At 66.8% G+C, this 12,858-nt stretch carries 14 protein-coding genes; 2 read left to right on the plus strand and 12 right to left on the minus strand.

What is annotated here, in order from left to right:
* Nucleotides 1-14: 14 nt before the first annotated feature.
* Genes FHT19_RS05845 through gltX form a run of 3 tightly spaced genes read right to left on the minus strand, consistent with a single transcriptional unit; the run spans nucleotide 15 to nucleotide 3,041 of the window.
* Nucleotides 15-206 (minus strand): hypothetical protein, encoded by a 192-nt coding sequence (locus tag FHT19_RS05845; protein WP_168554667.1) that lies wholly within the window; start codon nucleotides 204-206, stop codon nucleotides 15-17.
* Between the two features lie 32 nt (nucleotides 207-238).
* Nucleotides 239-1,525, minus strand: coding sequence for a citrate synthase (locus FHT19_RS05850; RefSeq protein ID WP_168554668.1), 1,287 nt, complete (start codon nucleotides 1,523-1,525; stop codon nucleotides 239-241).
* 49 nt (nucleotides 1,526-1,574) lie between these two features.
* Entirely contained in the window at nucleotides 1,575-3,041 is a 1,467-nt protein-coding gene (gene gltX / locus FHT19_RS05855; RefSeq protein WP_169474263.1) for a glutamate--tRNA ligase, read from the minus strand.
* Nucleotides 3,042-3,210: 169 nt separating this feature from the next.
* Here gltX and FHT19_RS05860 point away from each other — a divergent pair, with 169 nt between their 5' ends.
* Entirely contained in the window at nucleotides 3,211-5,373 is a 2,163-nt protein-coding gene (locus FHT19_RS05860; RefSeq protein WP_169474944.1) for a ComEC/Rec2 family competence protein, read from the plus strand.
* A 374-nt stretch (nucleotides 5,374-5,747) separates the two neighbouring features.
* On the opposite strand, the gene FHT19_RS05865 is transcribed toward FHT19_RS05860, so the two are convergent.
* Nucleotides 5,748-6,377, minus strand: a complete 630-nt coding sequence (locus FHT19_RS05865; RefSeq protein ID WP_169474264.1) for a LysE family translocator — start codon at nucleotides 6,375-6,377, stop codon at nucleotides 5,748-5,750.
* Between the two features lie 107 nt (nucleotides 6,378-6,484).
* On the minus strand, nucleotides 6,485-6,838 hold the full coding sequence (locus tag FHT19_RS05870) for a darcynin family protein (RefSeq protein ID WP_169474265.1): 354 nt from the start codon (nucleotides 6,836-6,838) through the stop codon (nucleotides 6,485-6,487).
* Nucleotides 6,839-6,914: 76 nt separating this feature from the next.
* Between FHT19_RS05870 and FHT19_RS05875 the strand changes: the two genes are divergently transcribed.
* Nucleotides 6,915-7,562 (plus strand): TetR/AcrR family transcriptional regulator, encoded by a 648-nt coding sequence (locus tag FHT19_RS05875; protein WP_168554673.1) that lies wholly within the window; start codon nucleotides 6,915-6,917, stop codon nucleotides 7,560-7,562.
* 19 nt (nucleotides 7,563-7,581) lie between these two features.
* Here FHT19_RS05875 and lexA read toward each other — a convergent pair whose 3' ends face one another.
* From lexA to FHT19_RS05910, 7 genes are read right to left on the minus strand one after another with little or no spacing between them, the layout of a single operon-like run.
* Complete coding sequence (gene lexA / locus FHT19_RS05880; RefSeq protein WP_168554674.1) at nucleotides 7,582-8,262, minus strand: transcriptional repressor LexA; 681 nt, start codon at nucleotides 8,260-8,262, stop codon at nucleotides 7,582-7,584.
* Nucleotides 8,263-8,319: 57 nt separating this feature from the next.
* On the minus strand, nucleotides 8,320-9,564 hold the full coding sequence (locus FHT19_RS05885; RefSeq protein WP_169474266.1) for a molybdopterin molybdotransferase MoeA: 1,245 nt from the start codon (nucleotides 9,562-9,564) through the stop codon (nucleotides 8,320-8,322).
* The gene (moaC, locus tag FHT19_RS05890; protein WP_169474267.1) at nucleotides 9,561-10,031 is read right to left on the minus strand and encodes a cyclic pyranopterin monophosphate synthase MoaC; all 471 of its coding nucleotides are present in this window, start codon (nucleotides 10,029-10,031) and stop codon (nucleotides 9,561-9,563) included. The genes FHT19_RS05885 and moaC overlap by 4 nt, the downstream gene beginning before the upstream one ends.
* 7 nt (nucleotides 10,032-10,038) lie before the next feature.
* Nucleotides 10,039-10,473 (minus strand): reverse transcriptase-like protein, encoded by a 435-nt coding sequence (locus FHT19_RS05895; protein WP_248290284.1) that lies wholly within the window; start codon nucleotides 10,471-10,473, stop codon nucleotides 10,039-10,041.
* Nucleotides 10,474-10,480: 7 nt separating this feature from the next.
* Complete coding sequence (gene trpC, locus FHT19_RS05900) at nucleotides 10,481-11,269, minus strand: indole-3-glycerol phosphate synthase TrpC (RefSeq protein ID WP_169474268.1); 789 nt, start codon at nucleotides 11,267-11,269, stop codon at nucleotides 10,481-10,483.
* Nucleotides 11,270-11,279: 10 nt separating this feature from the next.
* Entirely contained in the window at nucleotides 11,280-12,275 is a 996-nt protein-coding gene (gene trpD, locus FHT19_RS05905) for an anthranilate phosphoribosyltransferase (RefSeq protein ID WP_169474269.1), read from the minus strand.
* A complete protein-coding gene (locus FHT19_RS05910) occupies nucleotides 12,272-12,856 on the minus strand; it encodes an aminodeoxychorismate/anthranilate synthase component II (RefSeq protein ID WP_169474270.1) in 585 nt (194 codons plus the stop codon). The genes trpD and FHT19_RS05910 overlap by 4 nt, the downstream gene beginning before the upstream one ends.
* Nucleotides 12,857-12,858: the final 2 nt, after the last annotated feature.

Raw genomic sequence — 12,858 nt, forward strand, 5'->3', positions numbered from 1 at the left:
GAAATGCCCGGGCGTCAGCGACGGCGCCCGGCGCGCCATACGGCGGCGATGCCAAGCAGCGCCAATGCCAGCCCGCGCCACGCCCACGGGCGCTGGTCGAGCATGAAACTTTCGCGGGGCCAGTGCACCAGGCCAAGCCCCTGGGCCATCCACAACAGGCCCATCAAAAAGGCGGCCACGCCAAAAATCCGCAGGATCATTGCCATGGCCGCCTTCCTTTTCATCTATCGATACCCGCTCAGCGGCTTTCGATCGGCACATAGTCGCGCTGCGTCGGCCCGGTGTAGAGCTGACGCGGGCGGCCGATCTTCTGGCCGGGATCGCTGATCATTTCGTTCCACTGGGCCACCCAGCCCACGGTGCGGGCCAGGGCGAACAGCACGGTGAACATGGTGGTCGGGAAACCGATCGCCGACAGGATGATCCCCGAATAGAAGTCCACGTTGGGGAACAGCTTCTTTTCGATGAAGTAGGGATCGTTCAGCGCGATTTCTTCCAGGCGCAGCGCGGTTTCGAACAGCGGATCGTTGACCTTGAGCGCGTCGAACACTTCGCGCACGGTCTTCTGCATCACCGTGGCGCGCGGATCGTAGTTCTTGTAGACGCGGTGGCCAAAGCCCATCAGGCGGAACGGATCGTTCTTGTCCTTGGCGCGCTCGATGTAGTGCGGGATCTTGTCGGGTGTGCCGATCTCGCGCAGCATGTTGAGCGCCGCTTCGTTGGCGCCGCCGTGTGCCGGGCCCCACAGGCAGGCAATGCCGGCCGCGATGCAGGCGAACGGATTGGCACCCGACGAGCCGGCAAGGCGCACGGTCGAGGTCGAGGCGTTCTGCTCGTGGTCGGCGTGCAGGATGAAGATGCGATCCATCGCGCGTTCGACTTCGGGGATCACTTCATATTCCTCGGCCGGAACGCCGAAGGTCATGCGCAGGAAGTTGCCGGTGTAGGACAGGTCGTTGCGCGGATAGAGGAACGGCTGACCGACCGAATACTTGTAGGCCATCGCCGCGATCGTGGGGATCTTGGCAAGCAGGCGATGCGAGCTGATCGTGCGGTTCTGCGGATCGGCGATATCGGTCGAATCGTGATAGAACGCCGAAAGCGCACCGACCACGCCGCACATCACGGCCATGGGGTGGGCGTCACGGCGGAAGCCGCTGTAGAAGCTGCTGAGCTGTTCATGCACCATGGTATGGCGCGTGATCGTGCGGGTGAAGCTGTCCAACTCGTCCTTGTTCGGCAGTTCGCCGTTGAGCAGCAGGTAGCTCACTTCCATGAAGCTGGAATGCTCGGCCAGCTGGCCGATCGGATAGCCGCGGTGCAGCAGGACGCCTTCGTCACCATCGATATAGGTGATCGCGCTGTCGCAGCTGGCAGTGGAGGTAAAGCCCGGGTCGTAGGTGAACTTGCCCGACTGGCCGTAAAGCTTACGGATGTCGAGGACGTCCGGCCCGATGGTGCCGCTCTTGACCGGAAGGTCGATGGTCTTGCCATCAATGGTCAAAGTAGCCTGATTGTCGCTCACGCTAGGCTCTCCTGTACAAAGAAACAGTGTGTTCTGTGTGCTGCCCTCGTCAGGCAGCGTGGTCACGCAAACGGGCCAGGCTCTCCTCCTTGCCGAGGAGAACCAGGACATCGAAAATTCCAGGTGAGGTCGCTTGTCCCGTCAGGCTTGCGCGCAAAGGCTGGGCGATCTTGCCCAATCCCACTCCCAGCTCCTCGGCCATTTGCTTGAGATTGGCCTCCAGCGCCGGCGCTGTCCAGTCGTTTGCGCCCTCAAGCCGCGTCACGACTTTGGCAAGGATTGCCCGCGCATCCGCGGTCAGCAACCCTTGCGCCTTTTCATCGAGCGCCAGCGGGCGTTGGGCAAACAGGAACACCGCGCCCTTGGCCAGTTCGTTGAGATCGGCGCTGCGCACCTTGAGCACCGGCATGGCCTCGACCAGCTTGGCGCGATCGTGCGCGGGCACGAGCGATTCCAGGCGCGGCGCAACCAGATCGGCCAGGCGCGCATCGTCGGCTTCGCGCAGATAGTGCCCGTTGAGGTTGAGCAGCTTCTTGAGGTCGAACCGCGAGGCGCCCTTGTTGACATTGGCGATGTCGAACCATTCCACCGCCTGGTCGCGGCTGATGATTTCCTCGTCGCCATGGCCCCAGCCCAGGCGCAGCAGATAGTTGAACACCGCTTCGGGCAGCAGGCCCATCTCGTCGCGATAGGCGTCCACGCCCAGCGCGCCGTGGCGCTTGGACAGCTTGGCCCCGTCGGCGCCATGGATCAGCGGGATATGGCCATAGACGGGGTCGGGCCAGCCACCCTCGATCGCGTCCATCGCGCGGATCACCACGAGCTGGCGGAAGGCATTGTTGATGTGATCATCGCCCCGGATCACGTGGGTCACGCCCATGTCATGATCGTCGACCACCACGGCCAGCATATAGGTGGGCGTGCCATCGCCACGCAGAATGACGAAATCGTCGATTTCCACGTTCTGCACGGTGATCGTGCCCTGAACGGCATCCTCGATCACGGTTTCGCCCTCGCGCGGCGCCTTGACGCGGATGACATAGGGCTTGTCCGCCGGCCAAGTGGCCGGATCGGCATCGCGCCATTCGCTTTCGAGGCGGAAGGGGCGGCGCTCTTCCTGCGCCTTGGCGCGGCGGGCGGCGAGTTCTTCCTGCGTCAGATAGCAGCGATAGGCGTGGCCCGCGTCCAGCAACTGGTTGGCGACCTGCGCATGGCGATCGGAACGGGCGAACTGGAACACCGGATCGGCATCGCCGCCCAGGCCCAGCCAGTTGAGGCCGTCGAAGATCGCGTCGATCGCTGCGTCCGTGGAACGCGCGCGATCGGTATCCTCGATGCGCAGCAGATAAGTGCCGCCGTGATGGCGGGCATAAAGCCAGTTGAACAGAGCGGTGCGGGCACCACCGATATGCAGGAAGCCCGTGGGCGATGGAGCAAAGCGGGTGACAACGCGTGCTGCCGGGCTGGCGCTGGCCGTGCCCGATCCTGCAGAAACGGTGTCAGTCTGGCTTGCCATCGAGGGCGCATTCCTTCCTATTCGGCGCATGGCCGGTTCTCTCGCGACACCGCTTGTTCGTCCTGCGCCGCAAGGCGAAGGCGCTGGTGCCGGCCCGGTTGAAACCGGTCTTGATATGGGACCGAACGGGCTCGGGCGCCATTGGGCCAAAGCGGCGCGTTTGTCCAGCATGCTCGCGCATGCGAATGCGTGGATCGATCAGCGCGGGACTGAGCGCGGTCCCTGGCTAAGTGTAGCGTTTGCGGCGGGAATCTGCGCTTGGGTGGTGCTCCCAGGGGTGTACCACTGGGTTGCTTTTCTGGCTGGAATCGGTGGAATTTTGCTGCTGGTGCTGCCTCGCGATCGAGACGGCCGACTCGCCCATTTGCGACTGGCCGTGCTTTCGCTGGGGCTGATGGCGGCGGCCGGCTGCGCCACGATCTGGGTCAAGTCTGCCTTTTTGGGCACGCCGCCGATTCCCCGGCCCATGCTCGCCATGCTGGAAGGCACCGTGGTCGATCGCCAGGTTCAGGCCGCGCAAGGCCGCATGCGGGTGACGCTGGCCACCCAGATCCTGTTGCCGTCGGGCATGGTGAGGGCCGGGCAGGTGCGGATCAATGTACCGCTGCCGCCGGGCGATTCGGCCGGCAGCGACACCAGGCTGGGCGATGGCGCGCGGGTGCGCCTGCGTGCGCGCCTGATGCCGCCCGCCCCGCCGATGGTGCCCGGTGGCTTCGATTTTGCCCGCAGCGCATGGTTTTCGGGATTGATGGCGACGGGCAGCAGTGTGGGCCCGCTCACGCTGATCGCGCCCGCCCCGCCGGGCACGCGGCTCGATGCCGTGCGCCAACGCCTGGCCGATCATATCCGTGCGCAACTGGGCGGATCACCCGGCGCGATCGCCGCTGCCTTTGCCAGTGGCGATCGCGGCAGCATTGCGCCGAGCGACGAAGACGCGATGCGCGACGCGGGCCTGACGCACCTGTTGTCGATCAGCGGCTTGCACGTCAGCGCCGTGGTGGGCGCGGTCTATTTCATCACCGCGCGATTGCTGGCGCTGGTGCCGTTCCTTGCCCTGCGCCTGCGCGTGCCGCTGGCGGCCGCGGCAATGGGTGCGCTGGCCGGCATTGGCTATACCCTGCTGACCGGCGCGGAAGTGCCCACGATCCGCTCGTGCCTGGGGGCGCTGCTGGTGCTGCTGGCCTTGGCGCTGGGGCGCGATCCGCTCTCGCTGCGCATGCTGGCGGTGGCGGCGTTCATCGTCATGCTGTTCTGGCCCGAAGCCGTGGTGGGCCCCAGTTTCCAGATGAGCTTCGGCTCGGTCATCGCGATTATCGCGTTCGACAGTTCGGCTCCGGCGCGGCGGTTCCTGGCCCACCCGCACGAAGGCTGGCCGATGCGGCTGGCGCGGCACCTGGCGCTGGTGCTGGCCACCGGCCTGGTGATCGAACTGGCGCTGATGCCGATGGCGCTGTTTCATTTCCACCGCGCCGGCATCTATGGCGCGGCAGCCAACGTGGTGGCGATCCCGCTGACCACGTTCGTCACGATGCCCCTGATCGCGCTGGCGCTGTTTCTCGATCTGGCCGGCTGGGGCGCGCCGGCCTGGTGGGCGGCGGGCAAATCGCTCGATGGCCTGCTGTGGCTGGCCCATGTCACCGCCGCGCAGCCGGGCGCGGTGACGCTGATGCCGGGCATGCCGGGATGGGTGTTCGGCCTGCTGGTGGCGGGCCTCCTGTGGCTGGCGCTGTGGACCGGCAAAGTGCGGCTGTGGGGTTTCGTGCCCATATGTCTCGGCGCCATGCTGACAGTGTTGCAGCCCACGCCCGATGTGCTGGTGACCGGCGATGGGCACCATGTCGGCCTTGCGGGCGAAGGGCCCGACCTGCTGATGCTGCGCGACACGCGCAGCGACTATACCCCGTCCACGCTGCTGGAAAACGCCGGGCTGGAGGGTGAGGCGCGCAGTCTCGACACCTGGCGCGGCGCGCGGTGCAACGAGGATTTCTGCCGCGCCGTGCTGGTGCGACAGGGCCAGGCCTATACCGTGCTGATGAGCCGGGGCCGCGACCGCGTTGACCTTGGCGACCTCGCCCGCGCCTGCGCAGAGGCGGATATCGTCATCGCCGATCGCACCCTGCCGGTCACGTGCCACCCGCGCTGGCTCACGGCCGATCGCCGCCTGTTGCGCCAAACCGGCGGGCTGGCGATCTACCTCGCCAGAGGCAAAGTGGTGACTGTTGCCCAAGGCGAAGGCCAGCACGGCTGGTTTCCGGCGCCGGAGCCGTGGGTGAGGCGCCCTGCCTTGACGGGGACGCAGCCCTGTTGCCAGGCGAAGGTGGCTGGGCGGTGATGCCGGCGCTGGCAGCGCTGGACGGCTGCGTGGATGATCTGATGCAAAGCTGGGGCTGTAAGCGACGATGGCGGAAGCCCCGCCATCCTCGGGGTTAGTGTATTGATCCTGGCGATTTTCCCGGCGGTCCGTTGCAGGCGGGGAGCAAGCCCAACTGCACTTTCGGCTCGGCGTGGACGCCGATGGAAGCCCGAGCGCTTGGCGGACAACCGGATCCACCGTGGATTCCGATAGCAAGTTTGCCCATTCCAGTCGCGCTGCCCTGACGCGGCGCGCCCGCTTCCGGCCGTTATGCGATGCAGCCGGCCAGTCGACAAAGGGCTGGTTTTTCGGCCAGGTGCACTACTTTTCCGGCGAAGGTGAAATTCTGCGGTCTAGCGGGCGGAGGAAACAGCCAGCTTCAGGCCGAAGCCCACGAAGACCCCGCCCGTCAGACGATCGAGCATGGTAACAAGGCGAGGTTTCTGCAGGGCCGTGCCCAGTCGCGCGGTGGCTGCGATCAGCGCCGCGAACCAGGCCAGTCCCAGCACGACATGGACGCAGGCCAGCCCGAACGAATAGGCCGCCACGTTCGCGCCAGGCGGTACGAACTGGGGCAGGAAGGTGACGTAGAACACACCCACCTTGGGATTGAGCAGGTTGGTGAGGAAGCCGCGCCAGAACGCGTTTGTCGCCGTGTTGGCGCGGGTTGAACCGGCGCCGCTATCCAAGGAGCCGCGCGGTTTCCACAAGAGCTTGATGCCCAGCCACAGGAGGTAGGCCGCGCCCGCCAGTTTCACCACGGTATAGGCGATCTTTGAGGCGCCCAGCACAGCGCCGAGGCCGAGCGCGGCCGCCGCGCCCCAGGCCAGGCAGCCAAGCGCGATCCCCAGGGCAGCGCGCGCGGCGGCAGGCTTGCCTTCCACCGCTGCTGCGCGAAGCACCAGTGCCGTGTCTACACCCGGCGTGATCGTCAGGATGGCAACAGCTGCGAGAAACGCGAGCAGCAAGGTGATTTGGGCCATGTGCGCTTCTACCATGCTGGCCGATCGCGAGCCAGTTCTTGCCGTGCCGGTTGTCCCGGCGCCGGCGGCGTGGGGCGGGCGGCCGGCTCGTCCCACGCCAGCGGTGCTCAAGCCGTCAGGGCTGGCCGATCATAATTGTTGGCATAGGCGTTCTCGACGCCGGGCAGGATTTCGACGATCGAGAAATATCGGTCCCAAAACGGCGTTTCGCGCAGGCTTTCGACCAGCAACTCGTAGCTGTGGTGATCGACTGCTTCCCACATCCACACGTCGGTGACGCGCGTGGCGTAGAATTCCACGTCGAAAAAGCGCAGCGACACCCTGTCGGCATATCTTTCGAGTATCGGGCTGACATGCTCGCCCAGCAGGGCGAAGCGGCGATCGATGGAAAAGCCGAGCCATTCGAGCGAAGTTTTCACCAGCATGAAGACGGTGAGCGCGGGGGTAAATTGCTTGGTCATGGTGCATCCTTGCATCGTGCAGTGAGGCCCCTAAAATGCGAGCAGATCATCACATTTGGCTACTCGCATTCCCGCCATGCCCGAACCGTCTCCCCCACCGCGCCAGGTCCCCCGGAAACTGCCGAGACAGGCGCGGGCGGTGGAAACCGTGGCGGCCATCGTCGAGGCGGCGGCTCGCATTCTGGAGCAGGGGGGAATCGCCGCGCTGACCACCAACGCGGTTGCGGCGCGGGCGGGCGTCAGCGTGGGTTCGCTCTATCAATATTTCCCCGGAAAGGAGGCGCTGGTTGGCGCGCTGATCGTGCGCGAGACATCGATCCTGATTGCCGAGTGCGAAGAGGCGCTGGCGCGCGTTTCAGGCCAGGAGGCACTGGTCCGGATGATCGGCGCGGCCGTGGCCCATCAATTGCGACGGCCCAAGCTGGCGCGCCTGCTCGATGTGGAAGAGGCACGAATGCCGCATGACCCGGAAACGCAGCGCGTATCGCGCCATCTCCATGGGATTTTGCGCACTGTGCTGATTCAGACCGACCTTGGCACGCAGAGCGATCTGGACGAAGCAGCGCACGATGTGATGGCCATCGTCAAAGGGATGATCGATGCCGCCGGCGAGCGGCAGGAACAGGACCAGGCCGCGCTCGCCGGGCGGGTGTGGCGGGCGGTCCATGGCTATCTTGCCACTGCCGCCCCGCCTGTTGCGGTCATCCCCATGGCGGATGCATGATCATCCGCCGCGTCGGGCATCAATGATAGCGGCGCAGCAGCCCGGCGAGTTTGCCTTGCACTTCCACTTCATCAGGCGCGTAGAACTGCGGGTCATAGGCCGCGTTGGCAGGATCGAGCCGGATCTGGCCCTTTTCGTGGTGGAGGTATTTCAGCGTGGCTTCCTCACCACGCACCAGGGCGACGACGATTTCACCGTCGCGGGCGGTGTTGGTGCGGCGCACCAGGGCATAGTCGCCATCGAGAATGCCCGCCTCGATCATGGAATCGCCGGACACTTCAAGCGCGTAGTGCTCGCCAGAGCCGAGCAGGGCGGCGGGCACGGGCAGCATGGCCGAACCTTCCAGCGCTTCGATCGGGGCGCCGGCGGCGATGCGGCCGTGCAGCGGGATTTCGATCACGTCGTTCGCCGCCACCGGAGTGGGGCGGGCCGCCGCAGGAGCGGGGCGTGGCGTGGCATTGCGCGGGGCAGCCTTGGTGGCCAGGCTTTCCGGCTCACGGATCACTTCAAGCGCGCGGGCGCGGTTGGGCAGGCGACGAATGAAGCCGCGCTCTTCCAGCGCGGAGATCAGGCGGTGCACGCCAGACTTGGACTTGAGATCGAGCGCTTCCTTCATTTCTTCAAACGAAGGGGAAATGCCGGAATCATCAAGGCGCGTCTGGATGAACGAGAGCAGCTCGTGCTGCTTGCGCGTGAGCATCCGCAAGTCTCCTTTGGCGAACGAATGCGGAACGAATAAGCAACCAAACCGAACCCGTCAAGCAAATCCGCCAAAATCGAGCAGATAGATCGGCACAAGGCTCCCTTCCGGTTGCATCGGTGCGCCGGGTTCGCGCCGCACCAGGCAATTGGCCCGCGCGATGGGGGAAATGGCGCCGGAATCCTGCAGCGGATCGAGCGTCACGCCGTGGCCATCCCATGTGCCACGCAGGAATTCGGTGCGGCTGCCGCCAGCGGGCAACGCCTGGGCCAGCGCGGCATGGAGCGGCGCGGGCAGGGGTTGCGCTGCGCCCAGGGCCGCGCGCAGCAGCGGCAGCAGGAACAAATGCGCCGTGACATAGGCCGAGGCCGGATTGCCTGGCAGGCCAAGGATCACCTGCGGGCTGGCGAGCGAGGTTGCGGCGCGATGGCCCACCAGCAGCGGCTTGCCCGGCTTGATCGCCACGCGCCAGAAATCGATGCGCGCGCCGACCGCTTCAAGCGCCGGACGGACGAGATCGTGATCGCCCACCGAAGCGCCGCCGCTGGTCACCACCACATCGGCGTCGCGCACGCCATCGATGGCGGCGGCCAGGGCATCGAGCCGATCGGGCACGGGGCCGATGCGCCGCACGTCAACCGGCAGGGCCGCGGCCATGGCGGCCAGCATCGGCCCGTTGCTGGCCGGGATCTGGTGCGGCAGCAGGGGGTGGCCGGGGGCGGCGAGTTCATCGCCGCTGTCGATCACCGCCAGGCGCAGGCGGCGGCGCACCGGCACATGGCCGTGCCCGGCGCCGATCGCCAGGGCAATCTGCGCGGCGCCAAGCCGCGTGCCGGTGGGCAACAGCGGATCGTGCGTGGCAAAATCCATCCCGGCCGGGCGGATGTGCCGCGACGGCGGGCTGGGCGGGGTGCCGGTGAGCATGAGCGCATCGCCCTGGCGCGCGGCGTCTTCCTGCAAGAGCACGCAATCCGCGCCGGCCGGCATGGCCGCACCCGTGCTGATCCGCACCGCCTCGCCATGCCCGACATTGCCGGCAAACGGATGGCCCGCCGCGCTTTCGCCCAATACCGTCCACGGCCCGGGCAAATCCGCGCCACGCAGGGCATAGCCATCCATGGCGGAAAGCGCAGTGGCCGGTTGGGTGCGCGCGGCCAAGAGCGGGGCGGCAAGGTAATGCCCCAGCGCTTCGGCGGTGGCGCGATGTTCTACCGAAAGATGTGGCGCCATGGCGACCAGGCGGGCCTGCGCGTCTTCCAGTTGGAGCGGAGGCTGGCGGCCGTTGCTAACCGGGCTGGTCATGGCGCAGACCAATCGCCTGACTTGCCGCCGCGCTTGGCCACCAGGCGGACCGCGTCGATCACCATGCCCTTGTCCACCGCCTTGGCCATATCGTAGATTGTCAACAAGGCCACGCAAGCGGCTGTCATCGCTTCCATTTCCACGCCGGTCTTGGCGGTGAGAGAGGCTGTTGCGGTGCATTCCACACCCTGTTCGACGAACGCGAATTCCACCGCCACGGCATCGAGCGACAGGGGGTGGCACAGCGGGATCAGTTCACCGGTCTTCTTGGCCGCCATGATCCCGGCGATGCGCGCGGTGGCCAGCACATCGCCCTTGGGCACGGTGCCATCGCGGATCGCGGCAAGGGCGGTGTCTGACATGCGGATCATGCCGCGCGCCACGGCCACGCGCTGCGTGGGCTGCTTGGCGCCGACATCGACCATGCGTGCATGGCCCTGGGCATCGAGATGGGTAAGCTGCGTCATGCCCTGCTCATGCCATGTGCGGGAAAACGCGCAAGTCCTCTTGCTCGGCCAGTGGCTGCGGCGGAGCCAACCCGGCGCGCAGATGGTCCAACGCGATGCCGGCCAGGTTCTGCGCGCGGCCGACATGGCGCACCCGCACGTGGGAAAATGAAACGAGGCCGTTCCGATAGGCTGCCAGGCAATCGGCCGAGGCGGGATGGGCGGCGGTGCGACCCCGGATCTGATCGATCACGAAGGCGGAATCGCCGCAGAGGATCACATCGTTTTCGCCCAGGCGGCGGGCCAGGTCCAGCGCGCCAAGCAGGGCCAGCCATTCGGCGCGATTGCTGTCCCCCTTGCCGCAATCGGGCGCAAACCAGGTTTGGCCGCACGCGACGACGGCCATTTCCATGCGGCCGGGGTTGGGCCGGCAGCCGCCATCGAACCACAGCTTGCGCGCCAAGGCGCCCTCAGCCCTGGAGCAGGGCCTGGGTTGCGGCCGTCACGTCGGGCTGGCGCATCAGGCTTTCGCCCACCAGGAACGTGCGTGCCCCGCAGGCGGAGAGGCGCACCAGATCGGCGTGGTGGTTGATCCCGCTTTCGGCCACCAGCAGGGTGCCCTCGGGCGCGCGCGGGGCAAGCCGCTCGGTGTTGGCGATGTCGGTCACGAAGCGCTTGAGATCGCGGTTGTTCACCCCGATCAGCCGCGAATGGAGCTGCGCGGCGCGGTCCATTTCGGCCTCGTCATGCACTTCGACCAGCACGTCCATGCCGTGCTCGCGCGCGGCCGCCTCGATCTCTGCCATCTGCGCATCGCTGAGCGCGGCGACGATGATCAGGATCGCGTCGGCGCCGATCGCGCGGGCTTCGGCCACTTGCCAGGGATCGACCATGAAATCCTTGCGCAGGACCGGCAGCGCGCAGGCGGCACGCGCGGCCACGAGGAAATCCTCATGTCCTTGGAAATAGGGCGCGTCGGTGAGCACCGAAAGGCAGGCGGCGCCGCCTGCCTCATAGGCACGGGCATGCTCGGCGGGCTGGAAATCGGGGCGGATCAAGCCCTTGGAGGGACTAGCTTTCTTGATTTCGGCAATCAGGGCAAAACCGCTGGCGGCGCGGGTGCGCAGTGCGGCTTCGAATCCGCGCGGCGCGGTTTGCGTGGCGGCGCGCGCGGCCAGGTCTGCCAGCGACGTGGCGGCCTTGCGCCGGGCCACTTCGGCGCGGGTGGTGTCGCAGATTTCGGTGAGCTTGTCGGTCATTCCAGGGGCCTTACTTCAGCGCGTCGATCCAGCAACGCAGCAGGGCAAGGGCCAGGCCCTTGTCGATGGTTTCGGCGGCTTCTTCCACGCCTTCGTGCCAGTCGGTCACTTCGCCCGCCACGATCAGCGCGGCCGCGGCGTTGAACAGCACGGCATCGCGATAGGCTCCGTGCTGGCCATCGAGCAGGGCCTGGAGCGCGGCGGCGTTGTAGGCCGCGTCGCCGCCGCGAATGGCGTCGACGGGCGCAACGGCAAGGCCGGCGTCGGCCGGCGCGACCCGGTGCATGAGGATCGCTTCGCCATGCACATCGGCCACTTCGTTGCCGCCGGCCAGGCTCAGTTCGTCCAGCCCTTCGTCACCCGAGACGACGAACGAGCGCGCCGTGCCCAGGCGCGCCAGGGCATCGGCATAGATCGGCACATAGGCCGGGCGCGCGATGCCGACGAGCTGGCGCTGCACGCCGGCGGGATTGGCCAGCGGGCCCATCAGATTGAAGATCGTGCGGCGGCCGATGGCGCGGCGGATCGGCATGATCCGCCCCATGGCGGGGTGATGCTTGCCGGCGAAGAGGAAGCAGATGCCCAGGTCGGCCAGCGTCTCTTCCGCCGTTTCCACCGCGCGATCGAGATTGAGGCCCAGCGCTTCCAGCGTATCGGCCGCGCCCGCCTTGGAACTGGCGGCGCGGTTGCCGTGCTTGGCCACCGGCACGCCGCAGGCCGCGACGACGAGGCTGACGGCGGTGGAGACGTTGAGCGTGTGGTGTCCGTCGCCGCCGGTGCCGCAGACGTCGATGGCGTTTTCCGGTGCGGCAACGCCGATCATGCGCGCGCGCATGGCCTGGGCGGCGCCGGCAATCTCGCTGGCACTTTCGCCACGATCGGATAGCGCGACGAGGAAAGCGATGGTTTCCTCGTCTGGCACCTTGCCGTCGAGAATGGCGGCGAAGGCAGCTTCGGCTTCGTCCTGCGGCAGCGGGGTTTCCGCCACCTGCGGCAGCAGGTTCATGCCGGCATCCGCACGTTCACCCCGCACAGCGCCAGGAAATTGGCGATCAGCGCATGACCATGTTCGGTGGCGATGCTTTCGGGATGGAACTGCACGCCGTGGATCGGCAGGCTGGCATGGCGGAAACCCATGGTGTGGCCATCATCCGAGCGGGCATTTACTACCAGGCATTCGGGCACCTGTTCCACCACGAGTGAGTGATAGCGCGTGGCGGTGAACGGCGAGGGCAGGCCAGTGAAGACGCCGGTGCCATCGTGGGTGACGGGCGAGGTCTTGCCGTGCATCAGCCCGCCGCGCACGACCTTGCCGCCGAAATGCTGTCCGATGGACTGGTGGCCCAGGCACACGCCGAGCAGCGGGACGCCCGCCTGCGCCGCCGCACCGACCAGATCGAGGCTGACGCCCGCTTCGTTGGGGGTGCAGGGGCCGGGCGAGAGCAGGAAGCCCTTGGCGCCGCTGGCCAGCGCTTCGGCGGCGGTGAGCGCATCGTTGCGGACCACGTTAACCTCGGCGCCCAGTTCCATCAGGTAGTGGACCAGGTTCCAGGTGAAGCTGTCGTAATTGTCGATGACGAGGATCATGA

It is taken from the genome of Novosphingobium sp. SG919, from assembly GCF_012932495.1.
Taxonomy (GTDB): Bacteria; Pseudomonadota; Alphaproteobacteria; order Sphingomonadales; family Sphingomonadaceae; genus Novosphingobium; species Novosphingobium rhizosphaerae.

Bases quoted from the DNA above. Each gene is read 5' to 3' on its own strand.
- FHT19_RS05870 (WP_169474265.1), bottom strand. From the start codon at position 6,838: ATGACCAAGCAATTTACCCCCGCGCTCACCGTCTTCATGCTGGTGAAA.
- moaC (WP_169474267.1), bottom strand. From the start codon at position 10,031: ATGACGCAGCTTACCCATCTCGATGCCCAGGGCCATGCACGCATGGTC.
- trpD (WP_169474269.1), bottom strand. From the start codon at position 12,275: ATGAACCTGCTGCCGCAGGTGGCGGAAACCCCGCTGCCGCAGGACGAA.
- lexA (WP_168554674.1), bottom strand. From the start codon at position 8,262: ATGCTCACGCGCAAGCAGCACGAGCTGCTCTCGTTCATCCAGACGCGC.
- FHT19_RS05875 (WP_168554673.1), top strand. From the start codon at position 6,915: ATGCCCGAACCGTCTCCCCCACCGCGCCAGGTCCCCCGGAAACTGCCG.
- FHT19_RS05865 (WP_169474264.1), bottom strand. From the start codon at position 6,377: ATGGCCCAAATCACCTTGCTGCTCGCGTTTCTCGCAGCTGTTGCCATC.
- gltX (WP_169474263.1), bottom strand. From the start codon at position 3,041: ATGGCAAGCCAGACTGACACCGTTTCTGCAGGATCGGGCACGGCCAGC.
- trpC (WP_169474268.1), bottom strand. From the start codon at position 11,269: ATGACCGACAAGCTCACCGAAATCTGCGACACCACCCGCGCCGAAGTG.
- FHT19_RS05910 (WP_169474270.1), bottom strand. From the start codon at position 12,856: ATGATCCTCGTCATCGACAATTACGACAGCTTCACCTGGAACCTGGTC.
- FHT19_RS05860 (WP_169474944.1), top strand. From the start codon at position 3,211: ATGCTCGCGCATGCGAATGCGTGGATCGATCAGCGCGGGACTGAGCGC.
- FHT19_RS05885 (WP_169474266.1), bottom strand. From the start codon at position 9,564: ATGACCAGCCCGGTTAGCAACGGCCGCCAGCCTCCGCTCCAACTGGAA.
- FHT19_RS05845 (WP_168554667.1), bottom strand. From the start codon at position 206: ATGGCAATGATCCTGCGGATTTTTGGCGTGGCCGCCTTTTTGATGGGC.